At 61.7% G+C, this 15,630-nt stretch carries 14 protein-coding genes; 5 read left to right on the forward strand and 9 right to left on the reverse strand.

Annotated features, from left to right (window positions below; all coding sequences use genetic code 11):
* Nucleotides 1–108: 108 nt before the first annotated feature.
* Nucleotides 109–537, reverse strand: a complete 429-nt coding sequence (locus ACFY9W_RS10970; protein WP_391130057.1) for a hypothetical protein — start codon at nucleotides 535–537, stop codon at nucleotides 109–111.
* Between the two features lie 564 nt (nucleotides 538–1,101).
* On the reverse strand, nucleotides 1,102–2,583 hold the full coding sequence (locus tag ACFY9W_RS10975) for a GIY-YIG nuclease family protein (RefSeq protein WP_391129625.1): 1,482 nt from the start codon (nucleotides 2,581–2,583) through the stop codon (nucleotides 1,102–1,104).
* A 185-nt stretch (nucleotides 2,584–2,768) separates the two neighbouring features.
* Between ACFY9W_RS10975 and ACFY9W_RS10980 the strand changes: the two genes are divergently transcribed.
* On the forward strand, nucleotides 2,769–3,707 hold the full coding sequence (locus tag ACFY9W_RS10980) for a 5'-nucleotidase (RefSeq protein WP_391129628.1): 939 nt from the start codon (nucleotides 2,769–2,771) through the stop codon (nucleotides 3,705–3,707).
* A gap of 77 nt (nucleotides 3,708–3,784) precedes the next feature.
* Here ACFY9W_RS10980 and ACFY9W_RS10985 read toward each other — a convergent pair whose 3' ends face one another.
* The 5 genes from ACFY9W_RS10985 to glnT all read right to left on the reverse strand — a co-directional run bounded on the left by ACFY9W_RS10985 (nucleotide 3,785) and on the right by glnT (nucleotide 9,608).
* Nucleotides 3,785–5,089 (reverse strand): ammonium transporter, encoded by a 1,305-nt coding sequence (locus ACFY9W_RS10985; protein WP_391129631.1) that lies wholly within the window; start codon nucleotides 5,087–5,089, stop codon nucleotides 3,785–3,787.
* Between the two features lie 168 nt (nucleotides 5,090–5,257).
* Nucleotides 5,258–6,583 (reverse strand): FMN-binding glutamate synthase family protein, encoded by a 1,326-nt coding sequence (locus ACFY9W_RS10990; protein ID WP_016715698.1) that lies wholly within the window; start codon nucleotides 6,581–6,583, stop codon nucleotides 5,258–5,260.
* A gap of 15 nt (nucleotides 6,584–6,598) precedes the next feature.
* On the reverse strand, nucleotides 6,599–7,273 hold the full coding sequence (locus ACFY9W_RS10995) for a protein glxC (protein WP_391129635.1): 675 nt from the start codon (nucleotides 7,271–7,273) through the stop codon (nucleotides 6,599–6,601).
* Nucleotides 7,274–7,300: 27 nt separating this feature from the next.
* Nucleotides 7,301–8,206 carry a glutamine amidotransferase family protein gene (locus ACFY9W_RS11000; RefSeq protein WP_391129638.1) on the reverse strand — a complete coding sequence of 302 codons (906 nt, stop codon included), beginning with the start codon at nucleotides 8,204–8,206 and terminating at the stop codon, nucleotides 7,301–7,303.
* Nucleotides 8,207–8,273: 67 nt separating this feature from the next.
* Entirely contained in the window at nucleotides 8,274–9,608 is a 1,335-nt protein-coding gene (gene glnT, locus ACFY9W_RS11005) for a type III glutamate--ammonia ligase (RefSeq protein ID WP_391129640.1), read from the reverse strand.
* A gap of 346 nt (nucleotides 9,609–9,954) precedes the next feature.
* Here glnT and ACFY9W_RS11010 point away from each other — a divergent pair, with 346 nt between their 5' ends.
* Nucleotides 9,955–10,548: a helix-turn-helix domain-containing protein gene (locus ACFY9W_RS11010; protein ID WP_136915286.1), complete on the forward strand. Its 594-nt coding sequence runs from the start codon at nucleotides 9,955–9,957 to the stop codon at nucleotides 10,546–10,548.
* Nucleotides 10,549–10,841: 293 nt separating this feature from the next.
* Complete coding sequence (locus ACFY9W_RS11015) at nucleotides 10,842–11,771, forward strand: EamA family transporter (protein WP_391129645.1); 930 nt, start codon at nucleotides 10,842–10,844, stop codon at nucleotides 11,769–11,771.
* Between the two features lie 68 nt (nucleotides 11,772–11,839).
* On the opposite strand, the gene ACFY9W_RS11020 is transcribed toward ACFY9W_RS11015, so the two are convergent.
* Nucleotides 11,840–12,868 carry an RHS repeat-associated core domain-containing protein gene (locus tag ACFY9W_RS11020; protein WP_391129648.1) on the reverse strand — a complete coding sequence of 343 codons (1,029 nt, stop codon included), beginning with the start codon at nucleotides 12,866–12,868 and terminating at the stop codon, nucleotides 11,840–11,842.
* Between the two features lie 32 nt (nucleotides 12,869–12,900).
* Nucleotides 12,901–13,605, reverse strand: a complete 705-nt coding sequence (locus ACFY9W_RS11025; protein ID WP_391129650.1) for an NUDIX domain-containing protein — start codon at nucleotides 13,603–13,605, stop codon at nucleotides 12,901–12,903.
* Between the two features lie 138 nt (nucleotides 13,606–13,743).
* Here ACFY9W_RS11025 and ACFY9W_RS11030 point away from each other — a divergent pair, with 138 nt between their 5' ends.
* Nucleotides 13,744–14,394 carry an isochorismatase family protein gene (locus ACFY9W_RS11030; protein ID WP_391129653.1) on the forward strand — a complete coding sequence of 217 codons (651 nt, stop codon included), beginning with the start codon at nucleotides 13,744–13,746 and terminating at the stop codon, nucleotides 14,392–14,394.
* Nucleotides 14,391–15,590, forward strand: a complete 1,200-nt coding sequence (pncB, locus tag ACFY9W_RS11035; RefSeq protein ID WP_391129656.1) for a nicotinate phosphoribosyltransferase — start codon at nucleotides 14,391–14,393, stop codon at nucleotides 15,588–15,590. Before ACFY9W_RS11030 ends, pncB begins: the two co-directional genes overlap by 4 nt.
* Nucleotides 15,591–15,630: the final 40 nt, after the last annotated feature.

Below are 15,630 nucleotides of genomic sequence, written 5' to 3' on the forward strand. Positions count from 1 at the left end.
TGTAGGAGCGAGCTTGCTCGCGATGCGCCGCGCGGGCGGCGCTCGGTCTCACAGGCGCTGCATATCTTGTGGCCAACACCTGTCAGCCCTGATGCCATTGCCAATCGTTTACCCGAACAGGTTCAACCCCAAGGCAAACACCGCCACGGCCAGTGCCAGCAAGGGCACGGCATTGCGCCCCAGATACGCGGCCCAGCCGGCCCCGGACAGCTGCTGCAACTGCAGCTCGCATTCACGCTGACGCTCAGCCAGGCTGGCCAACCGTGCTTCCACGCTATCGACGCGCTGGGACTGGGTGCTGGTTGCCAACGCAAGCTTCTTCAACGCCGTGGTCACAGTCGTGGACAGGCTTTCCCGGGCCAGGTTGCTGGTAACCAGGTGCTTGTTCAGTTCCTCTAGCTGCCCTTGCTGGGCAATCAGTTTGTGCTGATGCTGCTCAAGGGTCTTGCGTATCACCCCTTCCTTCTGCACACGGGCCAGGGTGCTGGCCACGAGCTTCTGGTTTTGCGCGTCGATCCCGGCCTGTAATGCGGCCATCTCGATTTCCTGCTTGCCCTGCACCCAAGCCAGGCGCTCCACCTCTTGCGTGCAGTAGGCGTAGCCATCGGACAGCGCCAGCAACTCGTCAATCTGCTGCTTGAACTCGCACAGCACCATCAGCGCGCCTTCCTGGTTGCCCTCCAGGGTCGAGGCGTCTGCCTGCAAGCGTTCGATCTCGCTCACCAGTGCATCATTGAAACCACGCAGCACCTTGTTGTTGGCCGTGTGCAACTGGGTCAACAACTGCACCACGCTCTGGGTGACTTCTAGGCTTTCGCCCACCTGACGGACCATGTCGGCCAGGTCCTTGTCGTTCTTGCCAGTGAAGCCCCCCCAGAACGAATCCCAGGTGCCCTGCTGCTGGAACTCCGCCAACTGATCGCGGGTACCCTTGTTCTTGACGATGGCTTCGTGCAGTTTGCGCAACCCTTGCTCGAAGTCCTTGAGCTGGTTGTTTTCCTCACGCGGTGCTGGCAGTGAGGACGCATCAGGGAGTGCAGGTGTCATCCGGATTTCAGCGAGAGCCTTGCCTGCAAGGCCATTTGCAAAGTTGAACACCTGTCACGACTCCTGGGTAATACGGTTCTTGTTCGTTTGCAGCAGCGCCGAATAGTCGATCGCCTTTACCGCACGATGTTGTGCCATGCGCTCACGGTGCGCCGTGGCCTCACGGGCCAGGGCATCGACCGATCGGGCATACTCCATCAGCCCTTCAGCCATCAGCCACTCGTTCTCCTGCACCGCGATCAACTGCAATGCAGCCGCACGTTTGGCCTCCAGTGCCTCGTGCCAGCCGGTCTTGAAGTCCACCAGATACGCAACGATGGGCGGCACCACCTTCTGCAGATGGAAGCTGCACAGGCCAAAGCCGATGGCGGCAATGACGCAGGAAATATACGGCGCTGCGACCCCCACCAAAGGCAGCAGCTGCGCTTCGATGACCGGCTCGATGCCATCCCAGAAGATCAGCGTGCCGCTGACCACCACGGTCTCGACGATTTTCTGGATCAGTTCTTCGCGCGGCAGGTTCTGCGCGCCCTTGTACAGCTGCCAGGCACCATGGGCCAGGTCGAACAGGTTGCGGCTTAGGTTGTAGACCTGGCGTACGGCTTTGGACAGGGCATTGACGATGAACTCGACAATGCCGTTCAGGAGTTTCAGCGGGGCGGCGATGATACGCTCCACCACCACCCAGATCTTTTTCAGGAAGCGCTCCACACGCGCCTTCAGGCGTGCGGTACCGCCCATGAACAGGTCGACCAGCTCATCCTTGATGGCAATGATGGCAGCGGCTGTCAGTTGCTCGAACACCTGCCAACCGGAATTTTTCAGCGCCTCCTTGCCGGCGCCAAGGGCGATGTCGCCAGTGCTGCCCATCGCGTCCTTCATTTTTTTTGCTTCGATGTTGCTGCGAATGCCCTGCTCTTCCTTCAGCTCTTCACGGCTGTTGACCGGCGGTTTTTCATTCTTGATCAGGAACGCTTCCAGCGCGGCAGCGGTTTCTGCCGAGTCCATGACCACGAACTTGATGGTGCAACCGTCCTCCAGCTGGCCGGCCAGCTTGTAGGGCTTGCGGTTCTCGTTCCTGGCCCGGCTGCGGAACTCGTTCATGTGCCCGTCCTGCCAGCGCTGGCGCATGTTGGTGCTGTCACCGATGTAGGCCAGCTTGCCGTCGGCGTCGTACACCACATAAACGCCTGGCTTGTCGGGCAGGTTACCCAGGCTGGAGTCGTCATTGGCGCTGACTGCCAGTTCGCCGTCGAACTGAAGGGTGGCCAGCGAACCGATACCTACTGACAGGCTCTTGAAAAGGATTTCCTTCCAGGCAACCCCGCGGTTGGCCACTTGCATCGCGCTCTGCGCGGAGGTGGCGTTCAAGGTGTCTTTGCCGACCGTAAGCGGGTCGGGCGACTTGGCGTTGGGTTGGGAGTTCTTCTTGTTGCGAAAGCCGGCAACCAGTTTGCGATTGGTGTTCTCGATCGCCCTGTCCACAATCAGGTTGGCGAGCGGAGACAAAGTCCTGTGTTCGTATGGCTGGTTCATCTATCCCTATCCGGATACAGCGGTAAGGGGCGGAAAGCTATCAAAATGACATCAATGGATCCACTCACGCGTTCGGAAAATGAGTGATCGGTCAGGTATCGAGGAGGGCTGGTACCGGAGGCCTGAGGGCTTTCGTCACAGCGCTCGCGTACACTTGCCCCCAGCAAAAGCCCAGGAGTTGCCCAATGCCCTACCCCATCGAACAGAAACTGGTCATAGGCGTTGCCTCGAGTGCGCTGTTCGACCTCACCGTCTCGGACGACATCTACCAGGCCGAGGGTGTCGACGCGTACCGCCAGCACCAGCAGCAGAACCTGGACGAGCCCTTCCCCAAGGGCGTGGCGTTCCCGTTCATTCGGCGCTTCCTGAGCATCAACAAGGCCTTCCCCGACCAACTGCCGGTAGAAGTGGTGCTGCTCTCGCGCAACTCACCGGAAACCGGCCTGCGGGTTTTCCGTTCAATCAACCACTACCAGCTGGACATCACCCGTGCGGCGTTCATGTCGGGGCGCTCGCCCTACGAGTACATTCCGGCGTTCAATGCCTCGCTGTTTCTCAGTGCCAATGAGGAAGATGTACAAAAAGCCATCGATGCCGATTACCCGGCTGGGCGCGTGTTGCCCACGCGCATCTACGACGACGAGATCGACACCGAATTGCGGGTGGCCTTCGACTTCGATGGCGTGATTGCCGACGACGAGGCGGAGAGCGTGTACAAGCGCAACGACAACCTGGACGATTTCCAGGAGCATGAGCGCGTGCACAAAGGCGTTCCGCATTCGCCAGGGCCGCTGGCGGACCTGTACCGCAAGCTTTCGCTGATCCGCACGCTGGAAGACCGCAAGCTGGCCGAGGACCCGGCCTACAAGCGGATCTTGCGCATTGCGATTGTCACCGCGCGCAATGCACCTTCGCATGAACGGGTGGTGACCACGTTGAAGGATTGGGGGGTGTCACCGGACGAGTGCTTTTTCCTTGGCGGGATGGAGAAACCTCGGGTGCTGTCGATCCTGAAACCGCATGTGTTTTTCGATGACCAGCGCAGCCATTTGCAATCGCCGGCGGGGGATTTGCCGATGGTGCATGTGCCGTTCGGGGTGGCGAACAGCCGCTCCCCCAGGTAAACCACAGATCTCAAACCCGTGGCAGTCCTGTGGGAGCGGGCTTGCCCGCGAAAAGGCCGGCACAGGCAGCAGTTCAATCAGAGGTTGTACGCCCGCTCATTGTGCTCTGCCAGGTCCAGCCCCTGCTCTTCCTCTTCCCGACTGGCCCGCAGCCCCACGGTCAGCTTGATGGCCCCGAGAATCGCCCAGCTCACCACAAAGCAGTACACGAAGGTAAACGCCACCCCCTTCAGCTGCACCAGCGCCTGCCCTATGGGCGATACGCCCTCCACATAACCTCCCAACGCCGGTGCAGCAAACACCCCGGTCAGGATCGCCCCGACCATCCCGCCTACCCCATGCAGCCCGAACACATCCAGACTGTCGTCATAGCCCAGCGCCTGCTTGAGCCGAGTGACCGCAAAGAAGCAAATCGCCCCCGTGAGCAAACCGATCACCAAAGCGCCCAGTGGCCCGACGAACGCACAGGCCGGGGTAATGCCTACCAACCCCGCCAATGCCCCCGACGCAGCACCCAGTGCAGTCGGCCGACCATGCATCACCTTCTCGGTCAGCAACCAGCCGACAATCCCGGCACAAGCCGCCACCATGGTCGCCAGCATCACTACCCCTGCCCCTTCGTTGGCCGCCAGCCCCGAGCCCACGTTGAAGCCGAACCAGCCCACCCACAGCAACCCGGCGCCCACCAGGGTAAAGCCCAGGTTGTGCGGTGGCATTGCTACCTGCGGGTAGCCCTTGCGCTTGCCCAGCATCAATGCCGCAGCCAGGGCTGCCACGCCAGAGTTGATATGCACTGCGGTGCCGCCAGCAAAATCCAGCACGCCCCAGTTGACCATCAATGCCCCCGGGCCGCCCCACACCATATGCGCGATCGGCGCGTACACCAGCACGAACCAGGCACCCATGAACAGCAACGATGCGCTGAACTTCATGCGCTCGGCAAAACCCCCGGCAATCAGCGCCGGGGTGATGATGGCGAAGGTCAGTTGAAACACAGCGAACACGCCTTCGGGGATGGTGCCGACCAGGCTGTCATGGCCGATGTTCAGCATCAGTGCCTTGTCCAACCCGCCGATGAAGCTGTTGAAGGTCAGCTGGCCCTCGACCATGCCGGTGGTATCGACCACCAGGCTGTAGCCAAACAGCACCCACAGGATGCCGATCACCCCGGCTACGGCGAACAGCTGGGTGAACACCGAAAGGAAGTTCTTCGCCCGTACCATCCCGCCGTAGAACAGTGCCAGGCCGGGTATGCACATCATCAGCACGAACATCGCGGCGCAGATCATCCAGGCGGTGTTGCCGGTGTCCAGGGTGGGTTCGGCGGCGTGGGCCCGGGAAGTCAGGGCTAACAACATTACAGCGAGGGTGAGGTGCTTCATGGAGTCACTCCTGTGTGAATGGTGGGGGTGCCCTGGGGCTGCTTTGCAGCCCTTTCGCGACACGAGGCCGCTCCCACAGGGGGGCCGCAGTTGCCGAGCTGTGCGCGGTGCCCTGTGGGAGCGGCCTTGTGTCGCGAAAGGGCCGCAAAGCGGCCCCCGATGGTCAACTCAATACTGGGCCTGCCCCGGCACCCAGGCGGTCCCCGCCAGCGGCACCCGCGCCATCGCCGCCGCTTCCACGGTCAATGCCACCAAATCCTCCGGGTCCAGGTTGTGCAAATGCGACTTGCCACACGCACGCGCCATGGTCTGCGCCTCCAGCACCAGCACGCGCAGGTAATTGGCCAACCGGCGACCAGCCTCTTCCGGGTTCAGGCGCTTGGCCAGTTCCGGGTCCTGGGTAGTAATGCCGGCCGGGTCGCGGCCGTTCTGCCAGTCGTCGTAGAAGCCGGCAGCCGAGCCGATCTTTTTCAGCTCGCTGTCCAGACGCGGGTGGTTATCGCCCAGGGCGATCAGCGCCGCCGTACCGATGGCCACTGCATCCGCCCCCAGGGCCATGGCCTTGGCCACGTCGGCACCGTTGCGGATACCGCCCGAGACAATCAGCTGTACCTTGCGGTGCATGCCCATTTCCTGCAGCGCCTGCACCGCCTGGGGAATGGCCGGCAGAATCGGAATGCCGACGTGCTCGATGAACACTTCCTGGGTTGCCGCAGTACCACCCTGCATGCCGTCGAGCACGATTACATCGGCACCGGCCTTCACCGCCAGCTTGACGTCGTAGTACGGGCGGCTGGCACCGATCTTCACGTAGATGGGTTTTTCCCAGTCGGTGATCTCGCGGATCTCGGCAATCTTGATCGCCAGGTCGTCCGGGCCGGTCCAGTCCGGGTGGCGGCAAGCACTGCGCTGGTCCACACCGATAGGCAAGGTGCGCATGCCTGCCACGCGCTCGGTCACTTTCATGCCCAGCAGCATGCCGCCGCCACCTGGTTTGGCGCCCTGGCCAAGGACAATCTCGATGGCATCGGCCTTGCGCAGGTCATCGGGGTTCATGCCATAACGCGATGGCAGGTACTGGTACACCAGATGCTGCGACTGACCACGCTCTTCCGGGGTCATGCCGCCGTCGCCCGTGGTGGTGCTGGTGCCGGCGATGGTCGCGCCACGGCCCAGCGCCTCCTTGGCGTTGGCCGACAGCGCGCCGAAGCTCATGCCGGCGATGGTCACCGGAATTTTCAGGTGGATCGGCTTTTTCGCAAAGCGGTTGCCCAGCACCACGTCGGTGCCGCACTTTTCGCGGTAGCCTTCCAGCGGGTAACGCGACACGCTGGCACCCAGCAGCAACAGGTCGTCGAAGTGCGGCACGCGGCGCTTGGTGCCGCCACCGCGAATGTCGTAGATGCCGGTTTCAGCGGCACGCTGGATTTCCTGGATGGTCAGGCGATCGAAGGTGGCCGATTCACGCAGTACCGGGGGGAATTGTTCGCTCATGGGAATGCTCCTGGATCAGTACGCGCTGGCGTTGTCGACTTTGAAGTTGTACAGCTGGCGGGCCGAGCCGTAGCGTTTGAAATCGGCGGCCTTGTGGTCCAGGCCCGCCTTGCCCAACAGCTCCTGCAACTCTTGCAGGTGCTCGGCGCGCATCTCTTTTTCGATGCAGTCCGAGCCCAGCGACTGCACCGAGCCCTTGACGTAGATACGCACCTCGTACAGCGAATCGCCCAGCGCGTCACCGGCATCACCACACACCACCAGGCGCCCGGCCTGGCCCATGAAGCAGCTCATGTGGCCGATGCTGCCGCCCACCACAATGTCCACACCCTTCATGGAAATACCGCAACGGGCACCGGCGTCACCTTCGATCACCAGCAGCCCGCCATGGGCCGTGGCACCAGCGGCCTGGGAGGCACTGCCCTTGACCCGCACCGAGCCAGACATCATGTTCTCGGCCACACCCACCCCGACATTGCCGTGCACCGTCACGCTGGCCTGCTGGTTCATGCCGGCGCAGTAGTAGCCGGCGTGGCCTTCGATATCCACCGCCACGGCGGCGTTGATGCCCACGGCCAGGTTGTGCTTGCCATCGGGGTGGGTCACCCGCCATTCATGGTCCTGCACCTCGCCGTGCAGGGACTGGTTGAGCACGCGCACCGAAGTGCTGGAAAGGTCGATCGTCTTCATAAGGTTCTCCAGATGTTCGGTGGCAGGTCAGGCGCTTTCGCGTTCCCAGACGTACAGGGTGGCAGGTGCCGGTTCCCAGACCCTGGCGTGCTCGATGCCTGGCAGGCTGGCCAGGGCCTGGTACTCCGAAGCCATGGCTACGTAGTCTTCGGTCTCGGCAAGCACCGCTGGTTTGCAGGCAATCGGGTCGCGGATCACGGCAAAACCGTTACGGGTACCGATGGCAAAGGTGAAGAAGCCGTCCAGGTCTTCCAGCGCGCCGTCCAGGGCCTGGGCCAGGCTGTCGCCCTGCTGCAGGCGCCAGGTCAGGTAGCCGGCGGCCACCTCAGTGTCGTTGTCGGTCTCGAAGCTGATGCCTTCGCGCTTGAGTTCCTGGCGCAGGCGGAAGTGGTTGGACAGCGAGCCGTTGTGCACCAGGCACAGGTCGGCGCCGGTGGAGAACGGGTGGCTGCCTTCCATGGTCACGGCGCTTTCGGTGGCCATGCGGGTGTGGCCGATGATGTGGCTGCCCTTCATGCCGGCCAGGCCGAAGCGGCTGGAAATTTCTGCTGGCAAGCCCATGCCCTTGAGGATTTCGATGCTCTGCCCGGCGCTCATGATGCGCACGCCGGGGGCCAGCTCGGCCAACGCTGCACGGGCAGAGGCTTCATCCGTGTGCACCTTGAGCACGGCGGCGCTGGCATTCTGGAACCAGTCCAGCGAACAGCCCAGGCGCCCTTCCAACTGGCCCATCAGGGTGGTCCAGGGGTAGTTGGTATCGGTGGCTTGCAGGGTCAGCTTGACCCAGCCATCGGCCACTTCGTCGCCATAGATGGCAAAGCCGGCGCTGTCCGGGCCACGGTCGGTCATGGCTTGCAGCATGGGTTCGAAGAGCTTGCCAAGCTGGGCTTCCAGCTCGGGCTTTTTCAGGTACAGACCTACGATTCCACACATGGTGATGCTCCTTACTAGGCAGTGGGCGAGCGCTTTCGTGTTGCCCGCCCAGGGGATTGGGGGGCGGTCAGAAGAACTCGGTGTAACGCTGGATTTCCCAGTCGGAAACGTGGCGGCAGTACTCCACCCACTCCATGCGCTTGAGCTTGATGAACTCCTCGACGATCTCGGCGCCCAGCACCTCGCGGAACAACGGGTCGGCTTCGAGCGCGTCGGCGGCCTCTTTCAGCGATTGCGGCAGGGTCTTGATGCCGCGTGCGGCAATTTCTTCAAGGCTGAGGTTGTAGAGGTTTTCATTGCACATCTCGCCCGGTTCCAGCTGGCGGTCGATGCCATCGAGGCCAGCGGCGATGATCGCTGCGGTAACCAGGTAGGGGTTGCACCCTGCGTCCGGCAGGCGGAACTCCAGGCGACCATAAGGAATGCGCACCATCGCCGAACGGTTGTTGGCCCCCCAGGCGACGAACGCCGGGGCCCACGTCGACCCCGACAATGAACGGCCCACCACCAGGCGCTTGTAGGAGTTGACCGTGGGTGCCGCAAAGGCACACAACGCCGCGCCGTGGGCCATCAACCCTGCGGCAAAGTGATAGGCCAGTTTCGACAGGCCCATGCCGCTGCTGTCGGACGGGTCGTGGAACAGGTTCTTGTTGGTGCTGCTGGCCAGCGACAGGTGAAAGTGCATGCCATTGCCAGCGCGCTTGGGGTCGGGCTTGGGCATGAACGAGCAGATCATGCCCAGGTCGTTGGCGATTTCGCCGGCGGCCATGCGGAAGAAGGTGAAGCGGTCGGCCGACTCCATGGCGTCGCTGTAGGTGTAGTTGATCTCGAACTGGCCGTTGGCGTCTTCGTGGTCGATCTGGTAGATGTCGAAACCTACCGGTTGCAGCGCCTCGGTCAGGCGTTCAAGGAACAGCCGCGAGCGCGACAGGCCCTTGTAGTCGTAGCACGGCTTGTCGAGGTTGTCGGAGGCATCCACCAGTTGCAGCTTGCCGCCTTCGTCGCGGCGGAACAGGCTGAACTCCGGCTCAAGGCCAGTGTTCAGGGTCCAGCCCTTGTCGGCCAGGCGCTGTACCTGCTGCTGCAACACATGGCGGGTGTCGTAAGGCCAAGGCTGGCCATTCACGTGGCCCACGCACACCACCCGGCCATAACCTGGCTGCCAGGGCACCGGAATCAGGGTGGACAGGTCGCCGCGGGCCATGAAGTCCGGGCCGTGCGGTTCCATGCCCATGCCGCAGATGGCGAACCCGGCAAAGCCGGCGCCCTCCTCGGCCACCATCTTCAGGCCCGAGACCGGCACCGATTTGGTCTTCGCCGAGCCATGGATATCGACGAACTGCGCCAGCACGTACTTGATGCCGTGCTGGTCGAGGGTGCGCTGGGTTTCTGCTGGCAACATGGGTTGAACACTCCTGGGTAAGGGGCAATGATTCCGCATGAGAAACTTACTTTCCTCACAGGAATGCAATGCGCTTGCCAACTTTGTTCAGGGTGCTGCCTTGCGTTGCCTGTGCGGGCCTCTTCGCGGGCACGCCCGCTCCCACAGTGATCGCCGCAAAGCCTTGTGGGAGCGGGCGTGCACGCGAAGAGGCCAGCACAGGCAGCACACAACCCAGGCAGGTTTTTATGCGCTATTTATGGGAAACTTGTTTTCACCCGAGGAAAGAAGCGGCCAACGCAGCTGCATTTCGCACTTTCCCAGTGCGCAATATTTATTCTTGAACTGAAACCTTGCAGGACATTCGATGTCGACCGAAACCGAACCGCGCCTTCGCCTGGAGCAGTACCTGGGCCTGCAGATCAAGCGCCAGCGCCAGGCCCAGTCCCTCAAGCTCGCCGATGTGGCACGCATTGCCGGTATCAGCCAGGGCATGCTGAGCAAGATCGAGAACGCCCAGGTGTCCACCAGCCTGGACACCCTCAGCCGCCTGTGCGACGTACTGGGCATGCCAATGGCCAAGCTGTTCAGCCAGTATGACCAGCCCGACGGCAATGCCTTGCTGGTGAAAGCCGGCGAAGGGCTGGAAGTGGTGCGCCGCGGCACCGAAAAGGGCCACACCTACCACTTGCTCAATCACGCCAGGGGGCCGAAAAAGAACTTCGAGGCGTACATGGTGAGCATGGACGACGCCAGCGAAGAGTTCCCGACCTTCGCCCACCCCGGCACCGAGTTCCTCCACTTGCTGGAAGGTGAACTGGTGTACCGCCATGGCAACCAGCTCTATCACATGCAGGCCGGCGACAGCCTGACCTTCGACGGCGAGACGCCGCACGGCCCTGAGCAACTGGTACAGGTGCCCATCCGCCTGTTGTCGATCATGAACTACGGCGACGAATGACGCGGCGCTGCAAGGCAACAGCCGATGTCGCGATCAGACAAGCACACGTCGCCCGCGATCGCCTGACAAGGCTGTATACAAAGATAATACACACATCTACCAGCCCCGCGCCGTGGGCTGGTAGACGTGGTAACCGCGAGTAAAACAGCCTCGCTTCACAATTCCAACGCTGTGGCGCCTTTTTGCACCGGGCAGTTCGTCCGGGCTCATAACGATAAAACTCCCAGTATTAAAGACCCGCGTCGCGCAACCGGGAGTGTATGCGCGCGCCACATTGTGAAGACTTGACTGCCATGATCGCGACTTCAATCCCCGTAGCCGGTGCTGCCACCGGCCACCGTAACGCCCTGTGCGTTGCTCATATTGCGGCTGTGCTGTTCGGCCTGACCGGTATCCTCGGTCACCTGATCGAGGCCGACGCCAGCATCATCACCTTTGGCCGTGCCACCTTCGCGTTTATTGCACTGGGCTTTGTCGCCGGGCTCAAGGGTACACGCCTGCTCGATGCGCTCACGTTGCGCAACCTGCCGGTGCTGGGCCTGACCGGCGCGTTGCTGGCAACCCACTGGGTCACCTTTTTCATTGCTGTGAAAGTGGGCGGCGTGGCCGTGGCCACCTTGGGCTTTGCCAGCTTCCCGGCGTTCATCGCCATGATCGAGCGCGGCGTGTTCGGCCAGCGTATCGGTGCGGTGCAAGGGTTGCTGCTGCTGATGGTCACGGCCGGCCTGGTATTGGTAGTACCCACTTTTGACCTGCTCGACAAAGGCACCATCGGGCTGCTGTGGGGCCTGGGCTCGGGCCTGGCGTTCGCCCTGCTGACCGTGGCCAACCGCCGCAACGGTTCGAGCATGAACGCCATGCAGGTAGCCTTCTGGCAGAACGTGGTGGTGGCCGCGCTGGTGGCGCCATTCGCCTTCACCCACCTGGGCAGCACCAGCCTGGCAGGCAGTGACTGGGTCAACCTGGCGTTGCTGGGGGTGTTCTGCACCGGGCTGTCGCAGTTCCTGTTCGTCAAGAGCCTGGAAGGCCTGGAGGCCCGCACTGCTGGCATGATCATCGCGCTGGAGCCGGTGTACGCGATCATCGGCGCGTGGTGGTTGTTTGGTGACCAGCCAAGCCTGCGCATGGCGGCGGGGGCTGCGTTGATTGTGCTGGCGACCATTCTGGCTGCGGCGCGCAAGGCACCGGCGGAGCAAGGCGATACCAGCCGCTGCGCGCATTGATGACTAGCCTGGCCCTATGCTGTTGAACAGGGCCAGGCACTTGTTCCAGCGCCCCCTGGCAGGGACTGTTAGCGACTTGCTTGCCTGATGGCAGTCACTGGTTCGGCCACAGATGCATAAGGTGGCGGAGGCTCATAGCCTGGTGGATCGGATGGGGGTGGACGATTATCCGAAGGATTAGTGCTAGAAGCGACTGGGCGCGTATTGGCAAAGAGAGGGGTGTTACTAGTACTACGGTTTGTACGGTAACTGTATCCCTTGACGCCTCTGGGAAGCTGCCCTCCTCTGGGCACTACGAAGCTGTATAGGCCTTTCTGCGCCACTTCGCCGCCAACAAAGTCATCAAAAAAACCGGGCTCTGGCTGCCAGATTTGCACGCTCCCCTCGATCTTGAAAACTTCCAAAACCGTCCTAGGGTTGCTGAGACTGGATTTAATCAGTACAGCTTTAACGCCGTCCGGCTCTTGACCTAAATGCCGGATGAAAGGCTTCAGGCTCATTGGCGCCTTATGTTTCCGCAGCAGAGCAGTAGCACCGGTTTTCTTCATTGAACCAAAAGTTTTTGCCATTCCGGAAAAACTGACACCGAACTGGCCTGAAGGGTCTGAGTAATTGACCGGATCTCCTGCGCAGTAGGCGTATGCATTCAGCCCTCCTCTGTCAAACGGGCTCAATACGTCAGGCGCAGCCAATCTACAGAGTAATGGGCTGAACAGTCGATGGCCCTTCCCCAACGGATAGCAACCTGTCTGCTTATCACGCCATTCGCCAGTGAAACCGATCATTGCCAGTATCGTTTGGACAGGCGAGAAACCATAAGATGAGTAAGCGTGGGAAGTCCTCTGGCCATGTGTGTGGGCTGCCAGCACCGTATTCGCCCCGTCGGTTTGCAACAAACTGGCCGATGCCTGTAACTGGGCTAGCGCCATGCTACCAGCACGCATCAACCGCGTGTTTTCCAGGCCGACTTGGCAAACCAGCCTGTTGTCGGCGTAGAACAGACGCTCACCGGGGACTTTCTTATCAATCGTGCTCATTTCAAAGCCAAACTTGGCAGAGGGTTCTTGACAGTACATGGAACATGGCAGGGTCGACACTGGCAGTTCTGTCAGGTCAGTTAGCCCTACACCTACCCGCCTTCAGGTAACACGCTGCGGTCAAACATGTACGCCCGCTCACCCTGCGGCGTGTACTGATACAACTGCTGCGGCCTGCCTAACCTGGGCTGGTTCTTTTCCCCGGTATCCCTTACCCACCCCAGCTCACGCAAGCGTTCCAGCCGCTTGCGCAGCGAGGTGCTGTTCACTGGCTGCCCCAGGCACGCCTGCACCGCCCCCAACGCATCAAGTACCGTGAACCTCTGCGCCAGCAGGTACAGCGGCAGGCTGCTGTACACCGTCTTGGCTGCCAGCCGCTCACGCGCGCGCTCCACCAACAGGTTGTGGTCGAACGGCAACAGCACTTTGCGCCCCACCACACTGTCCAGGTCGAAAAACGCCAGGTGCTCGCCCTCCACAGCTTGCGCCGGGTCAAGCAACGCCAGGTAAAAGGTGCTCAACGACCAACCACGCGGGTCGCGGAATGCATTGCCTTCGGTACCTACTTGCTCCATGTAGCACGGCACAACCCGGGCCTTCTCGCGCAGGGCCCTGCTGGCGGCGTCTTCCAGGCTGGTGTCCGGGGTTCGCCCGTTGACGATTACGCCGGGCAACGCCCATTGGCCGGCATGCGGCTCGCGCTCACGACGGTGCAACAACACTTGCAGATGCTGGGCATCAGGGGCCATGCGCAGGGCGACGATGTCGACACTGGCCAGGACTTCGACTGTACTCACCATGCAGCTCCTTGTTCAATAGCACAATAATCCACCAGAGCATCTAAGTAAGGCAATCCTGAACCTCTTTAAAGCTGTCACTTGACACACTTAATACACCAGGTGAATTATATGGGCATTCCAGCAAGGAGAACCACCATGAAGATCGCCAGTTTCGATGTCGACGCGCAAAACGGCTTCACGGGCAACGCCCCGCAGGAACTGCCCGTCCCCGAAGGCGACGAAATCGCGGCTGATCTGAATGCCATGGCGCTACGCGCCGACCTGCGCCTGGGCAGCAAGGACGCGCACCCGGCCAACGCCGCCTGGGTGGTCGCCGACCCAGCGCACATGCTGCAACCCCTGCAACTGGATAACGCAGACCTGACCTGGGTCAGCCACTGCGTGCCAGGCACGCCGGGTTTCGAGCTATTGGCCGGCCTGCCCGCCCCCATCGATTACGACTATTTCGTGTGGAAAGGTGTGGAGCCGGACCTGCACCCTTACGGCGCCTGCTACCACGACCTGGCCGAGCGCCGTTCCACCGGGGTGATCGAGTACCTCAAGGTGCAACAGGTTGATACGGTTATCGTCGGCGGGCTGGCTCTGGATTACTGCGTCAAGACCACCGCCCGCCAGCTGCGCCAGGCCGGCTTCAAGGTACTGCTCTACCTGCCAGCCTGCCGTGCCCTCACCCAGGCAGGTGCCATCGAGGCCTGCGGCGCCCTGGCTGCCGAAGGCGTGATCCTTTGCGGTGACGAGGCCGCGCTGGACTACCAGCTTGCCCAGATCAAGGAAGCCCGCCCATGAGCGACAGTGTTTTCGGCCCGCGCATCATCCAGAACCTGCTGGACACCGACTTCTACAAGATCACCATGATGCAGGCGGTGCTGCACAACTACCCCAATGCCGAAGTGGAGTGGGAGTTCCGCTGCCGCGATGGTGAAGACCTTTCCCCTTACCTGGCCGAGATCCGCTACCAGGTGGAGCAACTGGCGGAGGTGACGGTTACCCACGACCAGCTGGCCTATCTGGAAAAAATCCCCTTCCTCAAGCCAGACTTCATCCGTTTTCTCAGCCTGTTCCGCTTCAACCTGCGCTATGTCCAGGTCGGCCTTGACGATGCAGGGCAGCTGGCGATCCGCGTACGCGGGCCGTGGTTGCATGTAATCCTTTATGAAATCCCGTTGCTGGCAATCATCAGCGAGGTACGCAACCGGTATCGCTATGGCGACGTGGTCATCGAGCAAGTGGGCGAACGCCTGTACCAGAAACTGGACTGGCTCAAGGCCGAGGCCAGCGCTGCAGAGCTGGCCGGCTTCCAGCTGGCGGATTTTGGCACCCGGCGACGCTTCTCTTACCGGGTGCAGGAAGAAGTGGTGCACATCCTCAAGCACGATTTCCCGGGGCGTTTCGTGGGTACCAGCAATGTGCACCTGGCCCGTGAGTTCGAACTCAAGCCGCTGGGCACCATGGCCCACGAATGGTTCATGGCCCACCAGCAGCTCGGCCCGCGCCTGGTCGACAGCCAGGCTGCTGCGCTGGAATGCTGGGTGCGGGAGTACCGCGGGCTGCTGGGCATCGCCTTGACCGACTGCATCACCATGGACGCATTCCTGGGCGACTTCGACTTGTACTTTGCCAAACTGTTCGATGGCCTGCGGCACGACTCGGGTGACCCGCTGGTTTGGGCGGAAAAGGCCATTGCCCACTATGAGCGGCTGGGGATCGACCCCAGGAGCAAGACGCTGATCTTTTCCGACGGGCTGGATTTCACTAAAGCGCTGGGCCTGTACCGCACGTTGCATGAACGGATCAATGTGAGTTTTGGCATTGGCACCCGGCTGACCTGCGATATCCCGGGGGTGGAGCCGATGAATATCGTGATCAAGATGACCGGTTGCAACGGGGCGCCCGTGGCCAAGATTTCCGACAGCCCGGGCAAGACGCAATGCCGGGATGAGAACTTTGTGGCCTATATGAAGCATGTATTCCAGTTAAGTTGATGGCGTCTGTGTGGGCCTCTTCGCGGGCACGCCCGCTCCC

It is taken from the genome of Pseudomonas sp. NPDC008258, assembly GCF_042956345.1.
Classification (GTDB): domain Bacteria; phylum Pseudomonadota; class Gammaproteobacteria; order Pseudomonadales; family Pseudomonadaceae; genus Aquipseudomonas.